Origin of the sequence: Kribbella caucasensis, assembly GCF_004361855.1 — a bacterium.
Classification (GTDB): Bacteria; Actinomycetota; Actinomycetes; order Propionibacteriales; family Kribbellaceae; genus Kribbella; species Kribbella caucasensis.
The window spans coordinates 242,621-263,228 of the sequence record NZ_SNWQ01000011.1; the positions used below are offsets into that span (position 1 = coordinate 242,621).

General features: G+C 67.5%; 20 protein-coding genes. 16 read left to right on the plus strand and 4 right to left on the minus strand.

Annotation, left to right across the window (positions count from 1 at the left end; genetic code table 11):
* Nucleotides 1-6: 6 nt before the first annotated feature.
* A complete protein-coding gene (locus tag EV643_RS23400) occupies nucleotides 7-540 on the minus strand; it encodes a hypothetical protein (RefSeq protein WP_133802251.1) in 534 nt (177 codons plus the stop codon).
* A gap of 126 nt (nucleotides 541-666) precedes the next feature.
* On the opposite strand from EV643_RS23400, the gene EV643_RS23405 reads away from it, so the two are divergent.
* From EV643_RS23405 to EV643_RS23435, 7 genes are all read left to right on the plus strand, one after another.
* Nucleotides 667-1,611 (plus strand): LysR family transcriptional regulator, encoded by a 945-nt coding sequence (locus tag EV643_RS23405; RefSeq protein WP_133802252.1) that lies wholly within the window; start codon nucleotides 667-669, stop codon nucleotides 1,609-1,611.
* A gap of 198 nt (nucleotides 1,612-1,809) precedes the next feature.
* Nucleotides 1,810-2,607 carry an amino acid ABC transporter ATP-binding protein gene (locus tag EV643_RS23410; protein ID WP_305000409.1) on the plus strand — a complete coding sequence of 266 codons (798 nt, stop codon included), beginning with the start codon at nucleotides 1,810-1,812 and terminating at the stop codon, nucleotides 2,605-2,607.
* Complete coding sequence (locus EV643_RS23415) at nucleotides 2,604-3,242, plus strand: amino acid ABC transporter permease (protein ID WP_133802253.1); 639 nt, start codon at nucleotides 2,604-2,606, stop codon at nucleotides 3,240-3,242. The genes EV643_RS23410 and EV643_RS23415 overlap by 4 nt, the downstream gene beginning before the upstream one ends.
* Nucleotides 3,239-3,877: an amino acid ABC transporter permease gene (locus tag EV643_RS23420; protein ID WP_133802254.1), complete on the plus strand. Its 639-nt coding sequence runs from the start codon at nucleotides 3,239-3,241 to the stop codon at nucleotides 3,875-3,877. The genes EV643_RS23415 and EV643_RS23420 overlap by 4 nt, the downstream gene beginning before the upstream one ends.
* Before the next feature lie 26 nt (nucleotides 3,878-3,903).
* Nucleotides 3,904-4,737: a substrate-binding periplasmic protein gene (locus tag EV643_RS23425; protein ID WP_133802255.1), complete on the plus strand. Its 834-nt coding sequence runs from the start codon at nucleotides 3,904-3,906 to the stop codon at nucleotides 4,735-4,737.
* Nucleotides 4,738-4,769: 32 nt separating this feature from the next.
* Complete coding sequence (locus EV643_RS23430; protein ID WP_133802256.1) at nucleotides 4,770-5,471, plus strand: SDR family NAD(P)-dependent oxidoreductase; 702 nt, start codon at nucleotides 4,770-4,772, stop codon at nucleotides 5,469-5,471.
* 27 nt (nucleotides 5,472-5,498) lie between these two features.
* Entirely contained in the window at nucleotides 5,499-6,782 is a 1,284-nt protein-coding gene (locus EV643_RS23435) for a flavin-containing monooxygenase (RefSeq protein WP_133802257.1), read from the plus strand.
* On the opposite strand, the gene EV643_RS23440 is transcribed toward EV643_RS23435, so the two are convergent.
* Nucleotides 6,760-7,131: a DUF4286 family protein gene (locus EV643_RS23440; RefSeq protein ID WP_133802258.1), complete on the minus strand. Its 372-nt coding sequence runs from the start codon at nucleotides 7,129-7,131 to the stop codon at nucleotides 6,760-6,762. The genes EV643_RS23435 and EV643_RS23440 overlap by 23 nt on opposite strands.
* A gap of 43 nt (nucleotides 7,132-7,174) precedes the next feature.
* The gene (locus EV643_RS23445; protein ID WP_133802259.1) at nucleotides 7,175-8,680 is read right to left on the minus strand and encodes a CoA-acylating methylmalonate-semialdehyde dehydrogenase; all 1,506 of its coding nucleotides are present in this window, start codon (nucleotides 8,678-8,680) and stop codon (nucleotides 7,175-7,177) included.
* Between the two features lie 155 nt (nucleotides 8,681-8,835).
* Between EV643_RS23445 and EV643_RS23450 the strand changes: the two genes are divergently transcribed.
* A complete protein-coding gene (locus EV643_RS23450) occupies nucleotides 8,836-9,294 on the plus strand; it encodes a hypothetical protein (RefSeq protein ID WP_133802260.1) in 459 nt (152 codons plus the stop codon).
* On the opposite strand, the gene EV643_RS23455 is transcribed toward EV643_RS23450, so the two are convergent.
* Nucleotides 9,284-10,564, minus strand: coding sequence for a TetR/AcrR family transcriptional regulator (locus EV643_RS23455; RefSeq protein WP_133802261.1), 1,281 nt, complete (start codon nucleotides 10,562-10,564; stop codon nucleotides 9,284-9,286). The genes EV643_RS23450 and EV643_RS23455 overlap by 11 nt on opposite strands.
* Before the next feature lie 248 nt (nucleotides 10,565-10,812).
* Between EV643_RS23455 and EV643_RS23460 the strand changes: the two genes are divergently transcribed.
* The 8 genes from EV643_RS23460 to EV643_RS23495 all read left to right on the plus strand — a co-directional run bounded on the left by EV643_RS23460 (nucleotide 10,813) and on the right by EV643_RS23495 (nucleotide 20,598).
* On the plus strand, nucleotides 10,813-12,504 hold the full coding sequence (locus tag EV643_RS23460) for a PucR family transcriptional regulator (protein WP_133802262.1): 1,692 nt from the start codon (nucleotides 10,813-10,815) through the stop codon (nucleotides 12,502-12,504).
* A gap of 121 nt (nucleotides 12,505-12,625) precedes the next feature.
* Complete coding sequence (locus EV643_RS23465) at nucleotides 12,626-14,179, plus strand: ABC transporter substrate-binding protein (protein ID WP_133802263.1); 1,554 nt, start codon at nucleotides 12,626-12,628, stop codon at nucleotides 14,177-14,179.
* Nucleotides 14,180-14,251: 72 nt separating this feature from the next.
* Entirely contained in the window at nucleotides 14,252-15,178 is a 927-nt protein-coding gene (locus tag EV643_RS23470) for an ABC transporter permease (RefSeq protein ID WP_202869715.1), read from the plus strand.
* Entirely contained in the window at nucleotides 15,175-16,074 is a 900-nt protein-coding gene (locus tag EV643_RS23475; protein WP_133802264.1) for an ABC transporter permease, read from the plus strand. Before EV643_RS23470 ends, EV643_RS23475 begins: the two co-directional genes overlap by 4 nt.
* Nucleotides 16,071-17,186, plus strand: coding sequence for an ABC transporter ATP-binding protein (locus EV643_RS23480; protein WP_133802265.1), 1,116 nt, complete (start codon nucleotides 16,071-16,073; stop codon nucleotides 17,184-17,186). Before EV643_RS23475 ends, EV643_RS23480 begins: the two co-directional genes overlap by 4 nt.
* The gene (locus tag EV643_RS23485) at nucleotides 17,186-18,217 is read left to right on the plus strand and encodes an ABC transporter ATP-binding protein (RefSeq protein ID WP_133802266.1); all 1,032 of its coding nucleotides are present in this window, start codon (nucleotides 17,186-17,188) and stop codon (nucleotides 18,215-18,217) included. Before EV643_RS23480 ends, EV643_RS23485 begins: the two co-directional genes overlap by 1 nt.
* Before the next feature lie 33 nt (nucleotides 18,218-18,250).
* A complete protein-coding gene (locus EV643_RS23490; RefSeq protein ID WP_133802267.1) occupies nucleotides 18,251-19,144 on the plus strand; it encodes an alpha/beta fold hydrolase in 894 nt (297 codons plus the stop codon).
* Entirely contained in the window at nucleotides 19,144-20,598 is a 1,455-nt protein-coding gene (locus tag EV643_RS23495) for an MFS transporter (protein WP_133802268.1), read from the plus strand. Before EV643_RS23490 ends, EV643_RS23495 begins: the two co-directional genes overlap by 1 nt.
* The last annotated feature ends 10 nt before the right edge of the window (nucleotides 20,599-20,608 follow it).

Here is a 20,608-nt window from a genome sequence, read left to right on the forward strand (position 1 = left end):
CCCGGCTCAACTGCCGGGCTCGACCGGACTGTCCTGATGCAGCTCGAGCAGGTGGAGGACCGGTACGCCGAGGTGGCGACGGGCCTGGGCCGACCAGTCGACGTGGAAGAACTCCGCTACCACGTGGGGCCGGGTGAGGACGACCACCTCCTGGCCGTTCATCCGCTTGATCTGCTCGAGCAGTTCGTCCACGGGCCGACCGTGGGTGATCAGGCCGTCGGCGGACTGGTCGAGTGACCGCAGCCGGTCGATGCTGCGATCGAGGCTGGCAGTGGCCTCGGCGTCGATGGCCTGTTGTGCTGCTTGCTGGGCCTTGAGCGCTTCCTCGTCAGACGAGATCGAGTACCGCTCGGCGGCCATGCCGTACAGCTCGGTGCCGGCGAGGCTGGCCAGGGAGGACTCCACTCTGGCCCGCGCGTCCTCGCACGGGATGACCAGGTGGAACCCGACCTGGTCCGGCACGTGCTCGTAGAGCTCAACCACCCGCTGCGCGTCAGGTGCGCTCAGCTCCTCTTCGACCAGCAGAACGACGTCGTACATCGTCACCACCTACCTGCCCAGTCTGGGTGCAGTACCGGTACCCATAACAGCCACCTCACACACCGTCACCGGGCAGGAATAGGCTCTGCTGGTCACCCCATTCGACCGCTCGAAAGGTGTACCGCGGTGCCGGCACGGCCGAGTCTTCGTCAGCTCGAGTACTTCCTGGCCGCCGTCGAGCACGGTTCCTTCGCGGCCGCCGCGCTGCACCAGCACGTCACCCAGCCGAGCCTGTCCGAGCAGATCAAGCGGCTGGAGCGGACCGTCGGCGGCGCGTTGTTCGTTCGGACGAACCGGAACCTCCAGCTGACCGACATAGGCCGGCAGCTGATCCCGCTGGCCCAGAGCACATTGCGCAGCGCCGATCTGCTCAGTGAGCGACTGCGGGACATGCGCACGCTCGCGGGCGGGACCGTCTCGTTCGGCACGTTCAGCAGCGCGCACCTCTACCTCCTGGTGCCCGTCACCAGCCGCTTCCACGTCCGCCATCCAGATGTCCAGATCCGGGTGGTGGGGCTGAATTCGTCCGATGTCGCCGACATGGTCAGGGGAGGGGAGCTCGAGGCCGGCCTGGTGCAGCTGCCGATCGACGAACGCGGGCTCGACGTGACCGGCGCGGTGCTGGTCGACACGGTCGTGTTCGTCAGCTCCGACCCACGCCGTACCCGGGAGCCGGTCACTATCGAGCAGCTCGCGGACAACCAGCTGATCCTGTCCGAGGCCAGGTTCGGTGAGGCCGATCCGTTGCGCCGGGCGCTGGCCGAGCGGGCCCGGGAGGCGAAGCTGGAGATCCGGCCGTTCGTCGAGGTCGAGTTCCAGACCGCGGCGTTGGAGCTGGCCGCCAACGGAGTGGGCGACACCCTGGCGTCGTACCTGGTGACCCAGCTGCCGCAGTTCGCCAGGCTGATCTCGTGGGCGCCGCTGGAGCCGGTGCTGGAGGAGCGGTTCGCCCTCATCACCCGGGCTCGCGGCAGCCTGTCGCCGGCGACGCGTGAGTTCATGGCGCTGGCCCGTCAGCAAATCTCCGCACTGCAGACCCGCGCCGACACCTGGCGCCAGCAGAACCCCTGATTTACCCGATCGTCACAGCTTTTCCTTGACAGGCCGACGGCTGTCATCGCCACGGAACGGCTGCTTAACGGTTGGCTCTAGATCAAGGCTATTCCTTGAGCAGAGCCCTTGATATCGCTCTGGACGGCGATCTGGATCGTCCCAACACTGGTCTGCAACCGGATCCAGTTCGATCCCGATTTCCCGCCGGAGGTCCCCGTGTCCGAGACGAAACACCTGCCTGGTCAGACGGACCGGCCCAGCGAGTCAGCCGGTGCTGTTCGGCTCACCTCGCTGGTCAAGCGATTCGGCGACCACGTGGTCGTCAATGACGTCTCGATGGACGTCGCCGCCGGCGAGGTCGTCGCCATCATCGGCCCGAGCGGCGCCGGCAAGAGCACGCTACTGCGCTGTATCAACCTGCTGGAGCGACCGGACAGCGGCATCGTCGACGTCGCCGGCATCCAGTTCGACGCCGCCACCCCGGTCAGCGGCAAGGATCTCGCCAGGCTCCGGCGGCACGTCGGGATGGTCTTCCAGTCCTTCAACCTGTTCCCGCACCTGACCGTACTGCGCAACGTCGCCCTGCCGCAGGAACGCGTTCTCGGCATCAGCCGGACGGAAGCCGAGGAGAAGGCCATCCGGCTGCTGGACCGGGTCGGGCTGAAGGACAAGGCGAAGCAGTACCCGGGCAGGTGTTCCGGTGGCCAGCAGCAACGGATCGCCATCGCCCGTGCCCTCGCGCTCGGACCGCAGATCATGCTCTTCGACGAACCCACCTCGGCGCTCGACCCCGAACTCGGTCTCGAAGTCCTGGCGGTGATGCGCGAGCTCGCCGCCGAGGGGATGACGATGGCCGTGGTCACCCACGAGATGCACTTCGCCCGGGACGTGTCGGACCACCTTGTGGTGATGGCCGACGGCGCGATCCTCGAGGAAGGCGACCCGGACCGGATCTTCACCGACCCGGAGCAGCCGCGGACGCGCCAGTTCCTCCGGGCGGTGCTGGACCGATGAACGAGATCCTGCTGACCATCCTGGCCGGCGTACCGATCACCTTGCTGCTCACCGCGGGCGCGCTTGTGGTCGGCGTACTGGGTGGCATACCGCTGGTGGCGGCGCGGCAGTCGCGGGCCGCCATACTCCGGTTGCCGGCGCGAGCGACGATCGAACTGCTCCGCGGCATCCCACCGATCGTCTGGCTCTTCATCATCTTCTTCGGCCTGGGCACCTATGTCCGGCTCGACGCGATGTCGGCCGCGGCGATCGGCCTCGGCCTCATCTCCTGCGCCTACCTGGCGGAGATCTACCGAGGCGGACTAGCGGCCATCGCGAAGGGACAGTGGGAGGCGTCGGCGGCGCTGGGGATGCCACGCACGGCGACGCTCACCCGGGTCATCGGTCCGCAGGTCGGCCGGGTCTGCATCCCGGCGGCGGCGAGCTACGCCATCGGCCTGCTCAAGGACACGTCGGTGGCCTTCACCATCGGCGTCACGGAGATTCTGTACTGGGCCAATGACCAGTCGCGCGAGACCAGTGACGCGTTCTGGCCGTTCGTCCTGGCGGCTGTCGTCTACATCGTGATGACAATTCCCTGCGCCTGGGCGGCCCGTGCCCTCGACGCGTCACTGCGGAAGCGGGTGGCCCGATGATCGGCGACTGGATCCCCAGCCTGCTGGGCGGGCTCGGCGTCAGTCTCAAGCTGACCGCGCTCAGTCTCGGTCTCGGACTACCGCTCGGCCTGCTGCTCGCCCTCGGCGCGGCGTCGACCAGACGAGGCCTGCGGGCCGTTGTCATCGGCCTGGTCGAGCTCGGCCGCGGTACGCCGGCCCTGGTGATGCTGCAGATCGTGTACTTCGGGCTGCCGGCTGGCGGTCTCACCTTCAGCGCCTTCATCTCGGCCGGGATCTCGCTCGCGCTGACCACCGGCGCGTACACCAGCGAGATCATCCGCGGCGGACTGCAAGCGGTCCCGCAGGGTGAGCTGGAGGCCAGTTCGGCGCTCGGTATCAACCATCGCGACACGTTGCGCTTCATCGTCATACCGCAAGGTCTGCGCGTCGCCCTCCCCGCGTTGCTCGGGTTCTCGATCACGATCTTCCAGGCGACCTCACTGGTCTACTCGATCGCCGTACCCGAACTGCTCGGCAAGGCGTACTCGATCGGCTCGGAGACCTTCCAGTACCTGAGCGTGCTGTTCCTGGCCGGCTTGATGTACGCCGCCATCACCATCCCCGGCAGCTGGTTGTCCGGCCGGGTCGAGCATCGCCTGTCCCGACACGTCTAGTCCCACCCCTGCATTGGAGAAGAACCATGAGCAAGCTCAGTTATGCCCTAGTGGCAACGACGCTGGCGGCCGGCAGCCTCACCGCCTGCGGCATCGGCAGCGCACAGACCTCGGCAGTCGCGGAGGACTGCAGACCCGCGCACCAGTTCAAGACCGTCGAGGAAGGCGTCCTCACCGTCGCCAGCTTCGACGTCCTGCCCTACACCAAGGTCGAGGGTAAGAACCTGACCGGCACCGACGGCGACATCGTCAACGCGATCGCGAAGCTGGAGTGCCTGAAACTCAACACGATCAGCTCCACCGCGGCGGCCTCGATCCCGATGGTGCAGTCCGGTCGCGCCGACCTCACCGCTGCCGACTGGTACAGGACCAAGGCTCGCGCCAAGGTCGTCGCCCTGTCCGACCCGATCTACGCCGACCAGATGGCGCTGATCTCGAAGGACGGCATCAGCAAGGTCGAGGAGCTGAAGGGCAAGAAGGTCGGCACGGTCGACGGCTACCTCTGGGTCGACGCGCTGCGCGAGTACCTCGGCGCCGGCCTGAAGACCTACGCCAACACTCCCAACGTGTACGGCGATCTCAAGGCCGGCCGGATCGATGTGGTCGTCGACAGCTTCGCGGCCGGCGCCTATAACGCCAAGGACTCCCAGACCAAGGTCGCCGAGGCCAGCGCCGACGTCCCGGTGACGCAGAGCCCCGGCCAGTCGAACTTCCCGATGGCCAAGGAGAACACCGACCTGATCAAGGCCGTCAACGAGGACATCGCGACGCTCCGCAAGAGCGGCGAGCTGGCCAAGATCCTGGAGAAGAACGGGATGGACCCGTCCGCGGCCGATCCCGGCGAGCCCCGCCTCCTCTGACCGAACCTCCACGCAGACAAGGAATCCGATCGATGAAGCAGACGGCCGTCGTCACCGGTGCCGCCAGCGGCATGGGCCACGCGACCACTCAGCTCCTGCTCGACGAGGGCTGGCAGGTCATCGCGCTCGACCGCGCCGCCTCCGTCCCCGATCTCGAGCAGCACCCCGGCCTGCGGTTCTTTCCGATCGACGTGACCAATCGCGCCGACGTCGCGGCCGCACTCGAGAAGGGTGCGGATGGCAACGACATCTCGCTGGTGGCCAACATCGCCGGCGTCTACCCGCCGAGCACGTTGGCCGACTTCACCGAAGACCTTTACCGCAAGACTTTCGACGTCAACGTGCTCGGCGTACTGAACGTCGCCGCCGAAGCAACGGCGTACCTCACCGAGGGCTCGACGATCGTCAACTTCGCCTCCGTCGACGCCTTCACGGTCTCGCCCGGTCAGCTCCTGTACGGCGCCTCCAAGGCGGCCGTCGTGATGCTCACCAAGGAACTCGCGCTCGAACTCGCACCCCGTGGGATCCGGGTCAACGCCATCGCTCCCGGCTGGGTCGACACCCCCGGCAACCAGAAGACCGGACGGATGGAGGCGGCGGCCGCCTCGATCCCGCTCGGCCGGGTCGCGTCACCCGAGGAGATCGCCCGCTGGGTGTTGCTCCTGGCCGGTCCACAGGCCGGCTTCATGACCGGTGAAACGGTCGTCCTGTCCGGCGGCGACGTCATCCGCTGAACCCAACGACAGCAAAGGAGAACCACTATGTCCCGCTACTGCGTCATCGGCGCCGGCGCGGCCGGCTTGTCGTCGATCCGGCAGCTCCAGTTGGCCGGCCACGAGGTCGTCTGCTACGAGAAGACCGACCGCGTCGGCGGCCACTGGCACACCGACTACGACGCCCTGCACCTGATCACCTCGCGCGACACGACGGCGTTCGAGGACTTCCCGATGCCGGCGCATTACCCACATTTCCCGCGCCGCGACCAGATCCGCGACTACATCGAGTCGTACGCCGATGCGCATGGTCTCCACGACGTGATCTCGTTCGGCACCGCGGTGGTCTCGGTCGAACCCGTGCCGACCGACGGACGCCCCGGCACCAACGGCTGGCGGGTCCGGACCTCGTCCGGCGGCGACGAGCTGTTCACCGGCGTACTCGTTGCCAACGGCCACTTGTGGGACCCGAAGGTGCCGCAGGTGCCGGGGGAGTTCGACGGCATCCAGCTGCACTCCAGCGAGTACCGGAACGTCGGTGATCTCGAGGGCAGCCGGGTGCTGGTGGTGGGCGCCGGCAACTCCGGCTGCGACCTGGCCGTCGACGTCGCCCAACACCGGCTGGAGGCGGACGTCGTGATGATCGAGGGGCTGCACTTCCAGGCCAAGTCGTACTTCGGCAGGCCCCGGCAGCAACTGGACTTCCTGCGTCAGTTCGCCCCGGCCGAGCAGGACTTCGTCAACCGGATGATGGCCAGACTCGCGCTCGGCGACTGGAGCGACTACGGCATGCCCGAGCCGGCCAGCAAAACCCTTGCCGACGGCCCCGTCACCGTCAACAGCCTGCTCCTGTACTGGATCCAGCATGGCCGGGTGAAGGTGCGCCCCGGGATCGAGCGGTTTGACGGCCGGATGGTCCACTTCGCCGACGGCAGCAGTGGCGAGTACGACAACATCCTCTGGGCGACCGGGTTCAACGCCAGACTGCCGTTCCTCGCCGACGACCTGATCCCGTGGGAGCGCGGAGCGCCGGTCCGGTACGCCGCCGGCATCCTCCCCGACGCCGTGGAACAGCTGTACTTCATCGGTCTGATCGCCCCGCGCGGTCCGCAGCTCCCGGTCTACGGCATGCAGGCCAAGCTCGTCGCCACGATGATCGAGCTGTATGAGCACGAGGACGGCGTACAGCCAGGCTTGGCCGAACGCTTCGCCAAGTTGCAGGACCCTGAGCACAGGATCGACATCGTCCGCGACATCTGGCTGGAGCAACTGGCCGACACCGAGCGCCTACTCGAAGCCTTCACCTCGGTCACCCTCGCATCCGCCGGTTGAGGGAGATGCTGCCGTGAGTCGACAGGCGGCTGTAGAGGTATGTGATCGGGGACGGACCGAGTGTCTCGGAGGGGGTGAGCTTGGGGTGGGCGGCCGCGAGGTTGGCCAGGACGACGGCGGGTGGCCGGTCCAGCTCGTAGATGGCGAGGTAGGGCAACGGCCCGCCGGGTGAGGGTGGTTGGGTCTCGGCCAGGCGGTAGCGGTGGACGGCGGTGATGCCGTCGACGTGTTCGAGGAGTTCGGGAACGTGCTGGTTCTCGTACCAGTCGTTGAATGCCTCGTCGGTGTCGCCGTCGGCGGGGGCCGAGAACGTCACCATCACGGCCTGATGCGGGGTGTCGTCGGGCACCGGCTTGCTCCAATCTTCAGTCACAGGTCAGGAACGCCGGCGGTCAGTCGTGGGTGGGGAACGCCAGAGCGAGTTCGCGGGACGCTGACACCGCGGGATCCGGCCAGCGGCTGGTGACGACCTTCGCCCGGGTGAAGAACCGCACACCCTCGACCCCGTGCGCGTGGGTGTCGCCGAACAGCGAGCTCTTCCAGCCGCCGAAGGAGTAGTACGCGGTCGGGACCGGGATGGGCACATTGATACCGATCATCCCCACCTGGACGTCGAGCTCGAACTTCCGCGCCACGCCACCGTTCGTGGTGAAGAGCGCGACCCCGTTGCCGTACCGGTTGGCGTTGATCAGCTGGACTGCTTCGGCGTACGAGTCGACCCGGATGACGCTCAGCACCGGCCCGAAGATCTCCTCGGTGTAGATGGTCATGCCGGGCGTGACCCGGTCGAACAGGGTCGGGCCGAGCCAGAAGCCGTCCGGCCTGCCGTCGACCTCGAGGTCCCGCCCGTCGATGACGAGCTTCGCGCCGGCCGCGACGCCTTGGTCGATGAAGGCGGCGACGCGATCGCGGTGCTCCTTGGTGACCAGCGGACCCATGTCGCAGCCGAGGCTGCCGTCGCCGACCCGGAGCCTGCCGACGCGTTCCATGATCCCGGTGATGACGTCGTCAGCCACCGGACCGACGGCGACCAGCACGCTGATCGCCATACAGCGCTCACCGGCCGAACCGAAGGCGGCGTTGACGGCCGCGTCCGCGACCAGCTCGAGGTCGGCGTCGGGGAGGACCAGCATGTGGTTCTTCGCCCCTCCGAGCGCCTGCACTCGCTTACCGCCGGCGCTCGCCCGCTGATACACGTACTGCGCGATCGGGGTCGAGCCGACGAAGCTGATGGACTGGACGTCGGGGGAGTCGAGGAGCGCGTCGACGGCGACCTTGTCACCCTGGAGCACGTTGAAGACGCCGTCCGGGAGACCGGCCTCCTGCCAGAGTTCCGCGACCCACACCAGGGCCGAAGGGTCCTTCTCGCTGGGTTTCACGACGACCGTGTTCCCGGCGGCGATCGCGATCGGGTAGAACCACATCGGCACCATCGCGGGGAAGTTGAACGGGCTGATGATGCCCACCACCCCGAGCGGCTGCCGCTTGGAGTGGACGTTGATCCCGGTTGACACGCCTTCGGAGAACTCGCCCTTGAGCAGGTGTGGGATACCGCAGGCGAAGTCGACCACTTCGAGCCCACGGGTCACCTCGCCCAGGGCGTCGTCGAGCACCTTGCCGTGTTCGGCGGTGATGATCTTCGCGAGCTCGTGCTTGCGGGCGTCGAGGAGCTCGCGGAACTTGAACATCAGCCGGACCCGCGACGACAGGGAGGTCGCCGCCCAGGCCGGGGCGGCCCGGGACGCGGCCGCGATCACGGCGTCGGCGTCCTCCCGGCCGGCCAGGCACACGGTCCCGGTCACCTTGCCCGACGCGGGGTTGGTCACGTCGGCGTACCGCTCGGAGGTGCCCCTGAACCGGGCATTGTCGACCCAGTGCCCAATCACGTGATCACTCATTGCCACATCGTCCGGTCGGTCCACATCCGGTCGCAATGACCAAACTGTCAGGTCCGCGCCGACGATGGATACAGCCTGTCAAACCCGTCCTGCGAACCAACGATTTGCTCCGCATGTCGTGACGGCGAGGGGCCGGTGCGCGCTACCGTACCGATATGCGCACTGCCGTGATTCGCATCGTGATCGATTCCGAGGGCGTCCTGCCGGGGACGGAGTACGAGGCCGGGGTCAAGCAGTTGGAAGCCCACGGGCTGGAGGTAGTGGCCAGTCCGGCGCAGTACCTGCCGGACCGAAAGCGTCAGATCGAGCTGATCGTGGACGAGAGCGACCAGGACCTGCGGGCCGCGGAGTACGTCGAACTGTGCAGGCAGGCGTTCGGCATCCAGGCGGTGCTGGGCGTGGTCACCTACATCAGCCGCGGGACGGACGACGACGCACGCGGTGTGCTGAGCCGTTTCGGCGTGCACGGCGAAGTGGCGCGGTCGATCGTCGCCGATGAGGAACTCGTGATCGTGACGATGGACAGCGGGGAGTTGCATCGCGTTCCCGAGAGCCGTCTGCACACCGCACTCGAGGCAGCGCTGAACTGCGAGGTGCGGATCGTCAGGACGTGACGAATCCGCGAAGCAGTGTTTCCCGGAGGAACTGGTGCGAGCGGTTCTCGCTGCTGCGCGCGAAGTCCTGGAACGGCAGCCAGAAAACGGTGCGGATGTGCGGGGCGATCTCGGCCGGCGTCCCGATGTGCCGGATGGCGCCTGACCGGATGCCGCGGCCGAGCACTCGCTCCAGCAGTCGGAGCCGCTCCTGGGTCTGCAGGTAGTAGTCGTGGAACGGACTCGTCGTCGCCTCCCGGCCACTCCAGCCGAACTTGACGATCTCGGACTCCTGCCGGAACCGCCGCTTGGCGTGGACGAAGACGCGACCCAGCGCATCCAGTGACTCCGCCTCCGACGAACCGATCGTCAGTACGGCGCGGACGGCCTGGTCCAGGCAACTCCCGTAGAACTCCAGGATGTCGCGCAGGATCGCCTCCTTCGACTCGACCCGTCGGTAGAGCGTGCCCATCCGGACGCCGGCCGCGTCCGCGATGTCCCGGATCGTAGTCGCCTCGTAGCCGCGGCGGGCGAACTCCCGGAGAGCGGCCGCGACGATCTCGGCGCGGTTGTCCGAAGTCGACGGTCGGTCGAGTGAGCGCCAGCGGGTGATCGCGTTGTTCGCGGCCCTGCTCGCCTCGGAGTCGTTCAGCGTGCGATCGTCCGGGCAGTCGGTGACCAGCCCGTTGAAGAGCGCGTCGCACAGTTGGCCCGCGATTTTCTTCGGATCTTGTCCAGGCGGGTAGTTGACGGAGGCCGTCAGGGAGACGTTGTGCAGCGTGAACCGCAACAGGCCCGGGTCCGCCTTGGCGCCGCGCCCCGTCACCGCGACCGCGTCCACCGCCGTCTTCCAGGCTCGATCCAAGGCAGGCACCCGCGCCTGCAACGCCGTCCGGAATCGGTCCGTGGCAACCGTGGGTGCTTCGTACGACAGCAGCCGAACGGCCGCCGCGTTTCGCATGCTGACGGTGGTGACCTCGCGGGCCAGTTGTCTGATCCGCTCCTCCGCCGAGGAGTTACCGCTGGTACGTCTCCTCGTCGCCACGGCCGGCAGCCGGTTGAGCTCGCGATTGAGAGCCGCAACGATCTCGACCGCCAACTCCTCCTTCGACTCGAAGTGGTGGTAGAGACTGCCCGGAAAAACCCCGACGGCGTCCGCGATATCGGTCATCGTGGTCGCCGCGTACCCCGATCGCTCGAACAGGTCCGCGGCGATCCGGCGGATCTCATCCGCGCGCGGGCTGACCGTCCGCGCCGCGACGGCGACCTCTTTCTCCAGCGACGAGTCCATCCTCCCAGTATGGCTGCCGAACGATCTTCGGACAGTGCTCGACCGGCCCTATTTCGTGTCCAGGGCAGTTTTCTTGGAACAAAGATTCGGTCGCGAAGCGGAACAAACATTCGGTTCGGAGCTCTTACGGGCGGGCCGGAAAGCCTGCATACTCAGGGACAGGACCCGGATCACACGAGGGCGACTCGCTGCCGGCGGTGTGGCGGCCGGCCGCGCCCTGCTCACCTCGGGGGAGAAGGAGCTGATGGATGGGGCACGGAATTGGCACGCTCAGCACGCTGACCATTGCCGACTTCCTGCGGATGCCGGCCACAGTCCAGGGAGTACCGGAGGTCGTGACCGGGGAGTGGGAGCTCGGCCGCAGGATCCGATGGCTTCATGTCACCGAGCTGGCGGACACCCAAGGTCTCCTGCAGGGCGGTGAGCTGATCCTCACCACGGGGATCGCGTTGCCGCAGTCTCAGACGGAGCTGGCCCGCTACATCGATGCCCTCGCCGATCAGGGCGTGGTCGGCCTCGTGCTCGAGCTGGGCCGCCGGTTCGCTGCGCCGCCCCCGGCGATGGTCCGCGCCTGCGAGCGTCGCGATCTGCCGCTGGTCGTACTGCGGCGCGAAGTGCAGTTCGTGATGATGACCGAGGCGGCGCACTCGGCGATCATCGGCGGGCAACGGCAGCTGCTGCAGGTGACAGCGGCTGCTCACGAGCGGTTCACCGAGCTGAGCCTGGCCGATGCGTCGGTGGACGAGCTGATCGCCGCGACCGGCGACCTCGCGGACGGGCAGATCATCTTCTCCAACCTGCTGCACCAGGTGATCGCCCTGGACGCCCGGGACGCACCGGCCGAGCAGCTGCTCGGCCGGTGGCGGCGGATGGCGTTCTCTATGAGCCCCGGCTTCGGGACGGTCCTGGACGAGACTGAGGGGTCGGTGACCACCCCGGTTGAAGTTCACGGGCAGCAACGGGGCCGGCTGACCCTGTTCGCCGCCACCGCGCCGACAGCGGCCCAGGTGATGGTGGTCGAACGCGCCGCCGCCGCGCTGACGATTCGCCTGCTGCTCGAGACCGACGATGTGCTGGTCGCCAACGCACGGCGTACGGTGCTGTCGGACATCATTTCCGGACGGTACTCGAGCGCCGACGCCATGCACGCGCGAACGTTGGCGCTCGGCCACCCGACCCGCAACCGCCGGCTCGTGCCCATGGTCGTGATCTCCGACCGCCCCGACCTGGCCGAGATCGTCCGGAACGCGCTCGTACACACCAATCTCGACGCCATTTCGGCCCGGCTCGACGACGATCGATTCGGCGTCCTGCTGTTGCGGGCGAACCAGCTCGAGCGCCACGTCGAGCCCTTCGCCGCCCGGGTGCACGAGCTGTGCCAACGCACTCCCGGACGCCGGCCGACGCTCGCCATGGGCGGCGAGGTGACCGACATTGCCGAGGTCCGCCGGTCTTTCGCCGAGGCGATCGAGGTCGGTCAGGCGGCACGGGCCGGTGAGCGGTTGACGAGGCCGCGCACCTGCTACTCCATCCACGACATCCAGCTCCGTGGTCTGCTCTACACGATGCGCAACGATCCGCGGCTGCAGGCTTTCGTCGGGCGCACCCTCGGACCGTTGCTGGTCCGCGACACTCGCGACGGCGGCGACTGGGTGCGCACAGTCGCCGTCTACTTCAAGTTCCGTGGCAACAAATCGCTCGCGGCGCAGGAGCTGGGGATCTCCCGCCCGACCTTGTACGAGCGGCTCGCGCGGATCCAGCGACTGCTCCAGGTGGATCTCGACGATCCCGAGTCGAGCACATCGTTGTACGCGGCAATCATGGTGGTCGAAGCCCTTCCGCGCGCCGACCGGACCGGTGATCCCGGTGGCCTCGGCGCGGACCGGGCAACGCCCTCGCCGCCCGTTGACAGTTTGTCAGCAAGACGCCGTACCGCCTGACACCGTGCGTCTGGAGGAAGCGCCCGATGCGCAACATGCTGGATCGCAATCGCCGCCGCCACCCGACCAGCCGCCCGATCAGAGCTGCCATGGCCACCCGACATCGAGACAGGAGCAGCACATGAGGATGAGATGCCGACTACGGCCTCTGGTCGCGGGCCTGGTGACCGCGGCACTGGTCGCCGGCTGCAGTGGCGGGACCGCCACCGGAAGCGAAGGCGGATCTGGCTCCCCGAAGCGTGGCGGTCAGCTGATCCTCGCCACCAATACCGAGCCGGCCACGCTGGACCCGGCGACCTGCGCGACGTACGGATGGGAGCGGTGCGAGCCGATCTTCGGCACGCTGCTGCGCTACGACCAGGACATGGCCGTCTTCGAGCCCGGGATGGCCGAGTCGTTCGAGTCGGCGGACGGTAAGACGTGGACCCTGAAGCTCCGGAGCGGTCTGAAGTTCACCGACGGCACGCCCTTCGACGCGGCGGCGGTGGTCTTCAACTGGGACCGGATCAAGGACCCCAAGACCCTCTCTCCGGCCGCGAGTATCGCGAAGAAGATGACGTGGTCCGTGGTCGATCCGCTGACCGTCAAGGTGACCGTGGCCCAAACCAACTACCAGTTGCCGTGGGCGCTGGTCTTGTCGCTGAGCATGATCGGCTCGCCGGCCGCGATCCAGAAGGCCGGACCGGACTTCGGCAACGCCCCGGTCGGCGCGGGCCCGTTCGTGTTCAAGGACTGGACCCGCAACACCCAGATCACCTACGAGCGCAACAACGGCTACTGGGAAGAGGGCAAGCCGTACGCCGACCGCCTGGTCACCAAGACCATCCTGCAGGACGATCAGCGGCTGAACGCGTTGCGGGCCGGCGAGATCAATGTGGACTGGTCCCTGCTGACCAAGGACGCCAAGAAGATGGCGGCCGAGGGTTTCAACGTCTACAAGGAGCCCCTGGTCGGCGGAACCGGCCTGCGGATCAACTTCAAGGACGCGGATCTGAAGGATCCCGACCTGCGCCAGGCGATCCTCAAGGCCGTCGACAGCGAGCAGATCAACGCCGCCGTCTACCCCGGCGACCGGGCCGCGGACGCGTTCTTCCCACCGGACCACGCCTACCGGGACGACACCGTCGGCACGTATCCGAAGAAGGACCTCGAGGGCGCGCAGAAGTTGTTCGACTCCTACCTGGCCAAGACCGGCAAGTCGAGCCTGAGCTTGACCTTCGGCTCGTACGCCGGGGTGCCGCTGCTGGAGCAGGTCGCGCAACTGCTGCAGTCACAGTTGCAGAAGATCAAGGGCCTGACGATCGACATCAAGGCCACGGATTCGCCGACCCTGCAGAAGTCGTTGTCCTCGGGCACCTTCCAGCTGGCGATGAGCGGGGTGCTGTCCCAGCAGGCCGACTACATCTACGACGTGTTCCACAGCGACGGCACCCTCAACTACTCGGGCTATGCCAACCCGAAGGTCGACAAGGCGCTCGAGATCACCCGGTCCGCCAAGGACGAGAAGACGGTCGCGGACGCCTACCAGGTGGTGAACGGCGAGATCTCCAAGGACGCGCCGATGCGGTTCTGGCGCTACCAGACAGGTCATCTCTACACGCCGAAGTACGTCAAGGGCGTCAAGATGTCGGCGCTCTCGGCGACTTTCATCGAAGGCGTCTGGATCGACAACTGATCGCCCGAGGGAACTGACTGATAGAGGGAGAAGGCCGTGCGCAGAGGTTTTGGCCGCAGCAGGTGGCTCTCGGTGGCGAGGTTCCTGCTGCTGCTCCTGCTGGTGAGTATCGCGGTGTTCATGCTGCTGGAGCTGATCCCCGGGGATCCCGTCGACGCCCTGGTGCCCGAGGGCGCGACGCCGGAGATGCGCGAGCAGGTCCGGGAGCTGTACGGGCTGAACGATCCACTGTTGCAGCGGTACGCGTCGTGGCTGGGAGGCGTGCTCCAGGGTGACTTCGGCCGCTCGTTCCAGACCCGGCTGCCGGTGGCCGAGGCAATCGCGGAACGGGCCCCGGTCTCGCTGGAACTGGCCGTGCTCGCGATGGTGGTGGCACTGGCGATCTCGGTACCGGTCGGCGTCTGGTCGGCGTACCGGCCGGGCGGCTGGGTGGACCGGGTCGCGACGCTGGTGACGTCGGCGACGCTGGCCACACCATCGTTCGTGCTCGGCATCCTGCTCGTGTACGTGTTCGGCGTCCAGCTCAAGGTCTTGCCTATCCTGGGCTGGGTACCGTTCTCGCAGGATCCGGTCCAGCACTTCAGCCATCTTGTCCTTCCGGTGCTGACGCTGGCGGCGGGGGAGTGCGTGCTGTTCACCCGGCTGCTCAGAGGCGACATGCTCGCCACCCTGCAGCAGGACCACGTGTTGTCGGCCAGGGCGCGCGGCTTGCCGACCTGGCGCATCCTGGCCCGGCACGCGCTCCGCCAGTCGTCGTTCTCGCTCGTCACCGTGTCCGGCGTGGTGATCGGCCGGCTGATCGGCGGCACCGTCATCGTCGAGTCGATCTTCTCGCTGCCCGGAATGGGCTCGCTCGTGGTCAACGCAATCATCTCGCGGGACTTCATCGTGGTGCAGTCGGTGGTCCTGCTGACCGCGCTGATCTACCTGCTGATGAACACGCTCGTCGATCTGACCTATCCGCTCCTCGATCCCCGGGTGAGAAAGGCCACCTCATGACCGATCTGATCGAGCGCCCTGACAGCGACGAGGCGGCCGCTCCACCGCCCGAGGAGACAGCGCCGGTCTTCAAGCCCACCCGGCGGCGGCGCCGCGACTACGGCGCCATGCTCGGCGCGGCCTGGATCGGTGTGGTCGTGATCGCCGCCATCACGGCGAACTGGCTCCCGCTGCCTGATCCCAACGAGGTCACCGACACCTTCAGCAAACCGCCCAGCTGGGGATCGCACCTGCTCGGCACCGACAGCCTCGGGCGGGACACGTTGTCCCGCTGTATCTTCGGCGCTCGGGTCTCGATGGCGGTGGCGATCGGCGGGACGGCGATGTCGCTGGTCATCGGGGTCGCCCTCGGGATGATCGCCGGCTACTTCCGCGGCGCGAAGGACGGCGCGATCTCGCTGCTGATCAACTTCCTGCTCGCCTTCCCGCCGCTCATCTTCCTGATCGCGCTGGTCGCCGCGCTGCGGCCCAACCTGAGCACCCTGGTCTTCGGCCTGGCACTGCTCGGCATCCCGAACTTCGCCCGGGTCGCCCGCGCCACCACGATCGCCTTCGCCGAGCGCGAGTTCGTCACCGCGGCCAAGGCGCTCGGGGCCAGGCCGGTGCGGATCCTGACCCGTGAACTGCTCGTCAACGTGATGCTGCCGGTGATGTCGCTGGCCCTCGTCGTGATGGCCACCCTGGTGGTCGCCGAAGGCAGCCTGAGTTTCCTGGGACTCGGCGTACCGCCGCCGACGCCCAGCTGGGGCGGCATGCTCGCCGCCGGCCGTGAGTCGCTGAGCGAACACCCGCACCTGATGTTCGTCCCGGCGCTGTTCTTCTTCCTGACCGTGTTCTCGTTCAACCGGCTCGGCGACTGGGCGCGCGGCCGGGTAGGGAGGGAGTCGTCGCTATGAGTGTCGGAATGCGGGTCGATCGGGTGAACGGCATGGCTGAATCGTCTCCGCCGGCCACGCTGCTGGAGGTTCGCGAGCTGAAGGTGTGGTTCGACACGTCCCGTGGCATGGTCCGCGCGGTCGACGGTGTCGATCTGTCGCTGCGACCCGGGGAAACGCTCGGTGTGGTGGGCGAATCGGGTTCGGGCAAGTCCGTACTCTCCCGCGCGATCATGAAGATCCTGGCACCCTCTGCCCGGGTCCTGCGGGGCAGCGAGATCCGGCTGAACGGCATCGACCTCTCCACTGTGTCCCCCAAGCAGAACAAGCACCTCTGGGGCGTCGACCTGGCGATGGTGTTCCAGGACCCGATGACATCGCTGACCCCGGTGGTGACGATCGGGAAGCAGCTGACCGAGACTCTGCGCTTCCACCTCGGCCTCGATCGCGAGCAGGCCAAGGCCGAGGCGATAAGGCTGCTCACCCTGGTCGGCATCCCCGAGCCGGCCAAGCGCTTCCACCAGTACCCGCACAACCTCTCCGGCGGGATGCGGCAACGGGTCACCATCGCGCTCGCGATCTCCTGCTCGCCCAAACTGCTGATCGCAGACGAGCCGACGACGGCCCTCGACGTCACCGTCCAGCACCAGATCCTCAACCTGCTCCAGGAGCTCCAGGCCAAGTCGGGCATGGGGATGATCCTGATCACCCACGACCTCGGGGTGGTTGCCGGGCGCACCGATTCCATCGCGGTGATGTACGCCGGCCGCGTGGTCGAGCGAGCGCCCACTCGACGGCTGTTCTCCCACATGAGGCACCCGTACACCCGAGCTCTGATCGACGCGATCCCTCGGCTCACCGATCCGAGCCACACCCGTCTCGCATCGATCCCCGGTCGCCCGGCCGTCATCGTCGACCCACCACCGGGATGCAGCTTCGCGCCGCGTTGTCCGTCCGCCCAGGAGCGCTGCCTGCACGAGACTCCGGCGTTGCAGATCACCGCGGATGCCCCGGACCACACAGCGGCCTGCTTCTTCCCGATCGGTACGCCGGCGGGAGACGCCGCGCGTCGCAGTAACGCCGAAGCAGGCGTCACCGCGGCAGGCACCCGAGTCGCTCAGGAGGTGAGCTGATGGCCGGCAGCGGAACCGCACACTTGCGTGACGACCCCGACGTCGTGTTCAGCGTGCGCAATCTGACCGTCGAGTACGCCGGCCGCCGGGGCGAGCGGGTCTTCGCCGTGTCCGACGTCAGCTTCGACGCACGACGCGGCGAGACCATCGGCCTGGTCGGTGAATCGGGGTGCGGCAAGTCGAGTGTGGCGCGGGCGATCATGCAACTGCCGCCACCGACCAAGGGTTCCGTCGTACTGGACGGGATCGAGCTCACCGAGCTCAAGGGTGCGGCCCTACGGCGGCAACGGCGGAAGCTGCAGATGATCTTCCAGGATCCGATCTCGTCACTGAACCCGCTCCGGAAGGTGAAGGACATCATCGCCGAGGGACTGCGAGTGCATGGTGGGCTGACCAGCGAGGAGGTAGGCACCCGGACCCGGACGATGATCGAGCGGGTCGGCCTGGATCCCGACTCGGCCGCGGACCACCGCCCGCACGAGTTCTCCGGCGGCCAATGCCAGCGGATCTCCATCGCCCGCGCGATGGTCCTCGATCCGGAGCTGGTGATCTGCGACGAACCGGTCTCCGCCCTCGACGTCTCGGTCCAGGCGCAGATCATGAACCTGCTCGCGGAGATGAAGCAGCGCTACCGGCTGACCATGGTCTTCATCGCGCACGACCTCGCTGTGGTGAAGAACCTGAGCGACCGGATCGTGGTGATGTACCTCGGTAAGGTGTGCGAGGTAGCGAACTCGGACGACTTGTTCGCGGCGCCCGCGCATCCCTACACCCGGGCCTTGGTGCAGTCGATCCCCGAGCCGGATCCCGACGCACCGATCCAGGAGGCGGCGCTGTCCGGAGACCTGCCGTCGCCGCTGAACCCACCGAGCGGTTGCCGGTTCCGGACCAGGTGCCCGCTTGCGCAGGACATCTGTGCGACCGAGGAGCCGCAGATCCGCGAGGTACGGCCGGGCCGGTTCGCAGCCTGTCACTTCCCGCTGGAGGAGCCGATCGCGGTCGCTCGGCCCACCGAAGCGGTGCCGGTATGACCCAGGACCAGGAAAGCAGGAGATGGAGCTGAGATGGCGGAGATCGAAGTCAACGGCGGGCGCGTGGTGTACGAGTTCGTCGGCCCCGAGGACGGCCAGGTCGTCGTACTGACGCCCGGGGGGCGATTCAGCAAGGACTACCCGGGCGTTCGTCCACTCGCCGAGGCGCTTGCCGCCGGCGGCAAGCGGGTACTGCTGTGGGACCGGCCGAACTGCGGTGCCTCGGACATCCAGCTCTTCGGCCGCTCGGAGTCGCACATGCGGGCCGAGACGCTGGGGCTGATGCTCAAGGAGCTGGACACCGGACCGGTCGTCGTGACCGGCGGATCGGGTGGCGCGCGGGACTCGATCATCTTCACGATGATGTACCCCGAACTCGCCACCCGGCTGGCGGTGTGGTCGATCGTCGGCGGGGTCTACAGCACGATGAGCCTGGCGAGTGTCTACATCCTGTCGGAGCTGCGGACCGTCCGGAGCAAGGGCATCGAGGGAATCATGGAGATGCCGGGCCTGGCTGGGAGCTGGCCGGATCTGATCGCCGCGAACCCTCGGAACAAGGATCGGCTGCTGGCGATCGGCGCCGGGGAGTTCGAGCGGGTGATGAACCGCTGGCTGGACGCGTTCGTCCCGAAGCCGAACGAGCCGATCCCGGGAGTGAGCGACTGGGAGTTCGAAGGGATCCGGGTGCCCACGCTGATCATCCGCGGTGGAGTGGGGGACTTCGATCACCCCAAGCGGACGTCGATGGAGGTGCACTGCCTGATCAATGGTTCAAGGCTGATCGAGCCGCCGTGGCCGGAGGACGCCTGGGAAAGCTCCTCGGCCGCGCGCGATGCGGGGACGGGCAACATCTTCGATCCCTGGGTACAAGCCGCGCCGGTACTGCTGGACTTCATGAATGAACCCGACGAGATCTCCGCGGCCTGATGAGGCCGGCCGGCGCTCCGCACTGGGCCGTGGTCGGGGTCCTCGCCCTGGTCGGAGTGCTGGTCGCCCTGCAGGGCACTCTGCTCCTGCCGCTGGTGTCGCAGCTGCCCGAGATCTACCACGTGAGCCCGGTCAAGGCTTCGTGGATCATCACAAGCACGCTACTGGCCGGCGCGCTGGCAACACCGATCATCGCGCGGCTGGCGGACATGTTCGGCAAGCGTCGGCTGGTCCTGATCACCGTGGCCGTGATGGTGCTGGGATCATTGCTGCTGGCAACGATCGAGCAGTACGCCGTGGCGGTGGCGGGCCGCGCCCTGCAGGGTTTCGCGGCGGCGCTGCTCCCGGTCGCGCTGAGCATCATGAAGGAGATCCTGCCGCCGCAGCGCGTCGGCTCCGGGATCGCGTTGGTCTCGGCGACCTTGGGCATCGGCTCCGCGATCGGCCTGCCGACGGCGGGGTTGATGTACGGCGCCTTGGGCTGGAACTCGTTATTCTGGATGACGGGCGCGCTCGGGGTGGTGGTGGCGGTTGCTGCATGGTGGATCCTGCCTGCTTCGCCGCCGACCTCTCCCCGGCAACGCTTCGACTGGTTGGGTGCGCTGCTCCTGCTGCTGGCGTTGACTCCGCTGCTGCTGGTGATCGCGCAGGGCAGCGAATGGGGCTGGCTGAGCCTTCAGATCGGCGTGCTGACTACTGTCTCCGTCGTCGCACTCGCGGCGTGGATTCCGTGGGAGTTGCACACCGACCATCCGCTGATCAACCCGCGACTCGCCGCGCGCCGGCGCGTCGTACTGACGAACGTCGCGGGCACGGTGATCGCGCTTGGCATGCTGGCGAATCTCCTGATCGCCTCGCAGCAGCTGGGATCACCGGACTTCGTCGACGGCGGGTTCGGCCTATCGGCGGGGGCGACAGGTCTCGTGATGGCCGCACCGGCAGGGATCCTGGTCCTCGCCGCTCCGGCTGTCGGTCGTCTGCTCGGCCGGTACGGCGGACGCCGGGTGCTGGTCCTTGGTGCGCTGGTGATGTCCACGAGTTACGTGGCCCGGGTCTTCCTCGATCGGTCAGTGCTCGAGGTGGTGATCGGTGCGGTCCTTGTCGGTCTGGGGACGAGCCTCGCCTTCTCGGCCATGCCGATGATCATCATGTCGGCAGTCCCGCCGGGCCATACGGCTTCGGCCAACGGCGTCAACTCGCTGTGCCGGATGATCGGGACCTCCGTCTCCACGGCGGGGATCGCGGCGCTGACCGCATCGACGTCCGTGATCGTGAACGGCCGCGCCTACCCGTCGGCGCAGACGAGCCACACCGCGTTCGTACTCTGTGCGGCGGCCGCGCTGATCGCGTGTGTGCTGGCGTGGTTCATCCCACGGCACGGCGAAACGGCCTGGCGGCCGCGGGGTCTTGTTGGTGGGCAAGGGAATGGTTACGTTGGTCGTGCGGAGCAATGATTTGCTTCGC

Bases quoted from the DNA above. Each gene is read 5' to 3' on its own strand.
- EV643_RS23485 (WP_133802266.1), top strand. From the start codon at position 17,186: ATGGCCGGCAGCGGAACCGCACACTTGCGTGACGACCCCGACGTCGTG.
- EV643_RS23490 (WP_133802267.1), top strand. From the start codon at position 18,251: ATGGCGGAGATCGAAGTCAACGGCGGGCGCGTGGTGTACGAGTTCGTC.
- EV643_RS23430 (WP_133802256.1), top strand. From the start codon at position 4,770: ATGAAGCAGACGGCCGTCGTCACCGGTGCCGCCAGCGGCATGGGCCAC.
- EV643_RS23495 (WP_133802268.1), top strand. From the start codon at position 19,144: ATGAGGCCGGCCGGCGCTCCGCACTGGGCCGTGGTCGGGGTCCTCGCC.
- EV643_RS23455 (WP_133802261.1), bottom strand. From the start codon at position 10,564: ATGGACTCGTCGCTGGAGAAAGAGGTCGCCGTCGCGGCGCGGACGGTC.
- EV643_RS23450 (WP_133802260.1), top strand. From the start codon at position 8,836: ATGCGCACTGCCGTGATTCGCATCGTGATCGATTCCGAGGGCGTCCTG.
- EV643_RS23425 (WP_133802255.1), top strand. From the start codon at position 3,904: ATGAGCAAGCTCAGTTATGCCCTAGTGGCAACGACGCTGGCGGCCGGC.
- EV643_RS23460 (WP_133802262.1), top strand. From the start codon at position 10,813: ATGGGGCACGGAATTGGCACGCTCAGCACGCTGACCATTGCCGACTTC.
- EV643_RS23415 (WP_133802253.1), top strand. From the start codon at position 2,604: ATGAACGAGATCCTGCTGACCATCCTGGCCGGCGTACCGATCACCTTG.
- EV643_RS23465 (WP_133802263.1), top strand. From the start codon at position 12,626: ATGAGGATGAGATGCCGACTACGGCCTCTGGTCGCGGGCCTGGTGACC.
- EV643_RS23480 (WP_133802265.1), top strand. From the start codon at position 16,071: ATGAGTGTCGGAATGCGGGTCGATCGGGTGAACGGCATGGCTGAATCG.
- EV643_RS23475 (WP_133802264.1), top strand. From the start codon at position 15,175: ATGACCGATCTGATCGAGCGCCCTGACAGCGACGAGGCGGCCGCTCCA.
- EV643_RS23435 (WP_133802257.1), top strand. From the start codon at position 5,499: ATGTCCCGCTACTGCGTCATCGGCGCCGGCGCGGCCGGCTTGTCGTCG.
- EV643_RS23445 (WP_133802259.1), bottom strand. From the start codon at position 8,680: ATGAGTGATCACGTGATTGGGCACTGGGTCGACAATGCCCGGTTCAGG.
- EV643_RS23400 (WP_133802251.1), bottom strand. From the start codon at position 540: ATGTACGACGTCGTTCTGCTGGTCGAAGAGGAGCTGAGCGCACCTGAC.
- EV643_RS23420 (WP_133802254.1), top strand. From the start codon at position 3,239: ATGATCGGCGACTGGATCCCCAGCCTGCTGGGCGGGCTCGGCGTCAGT.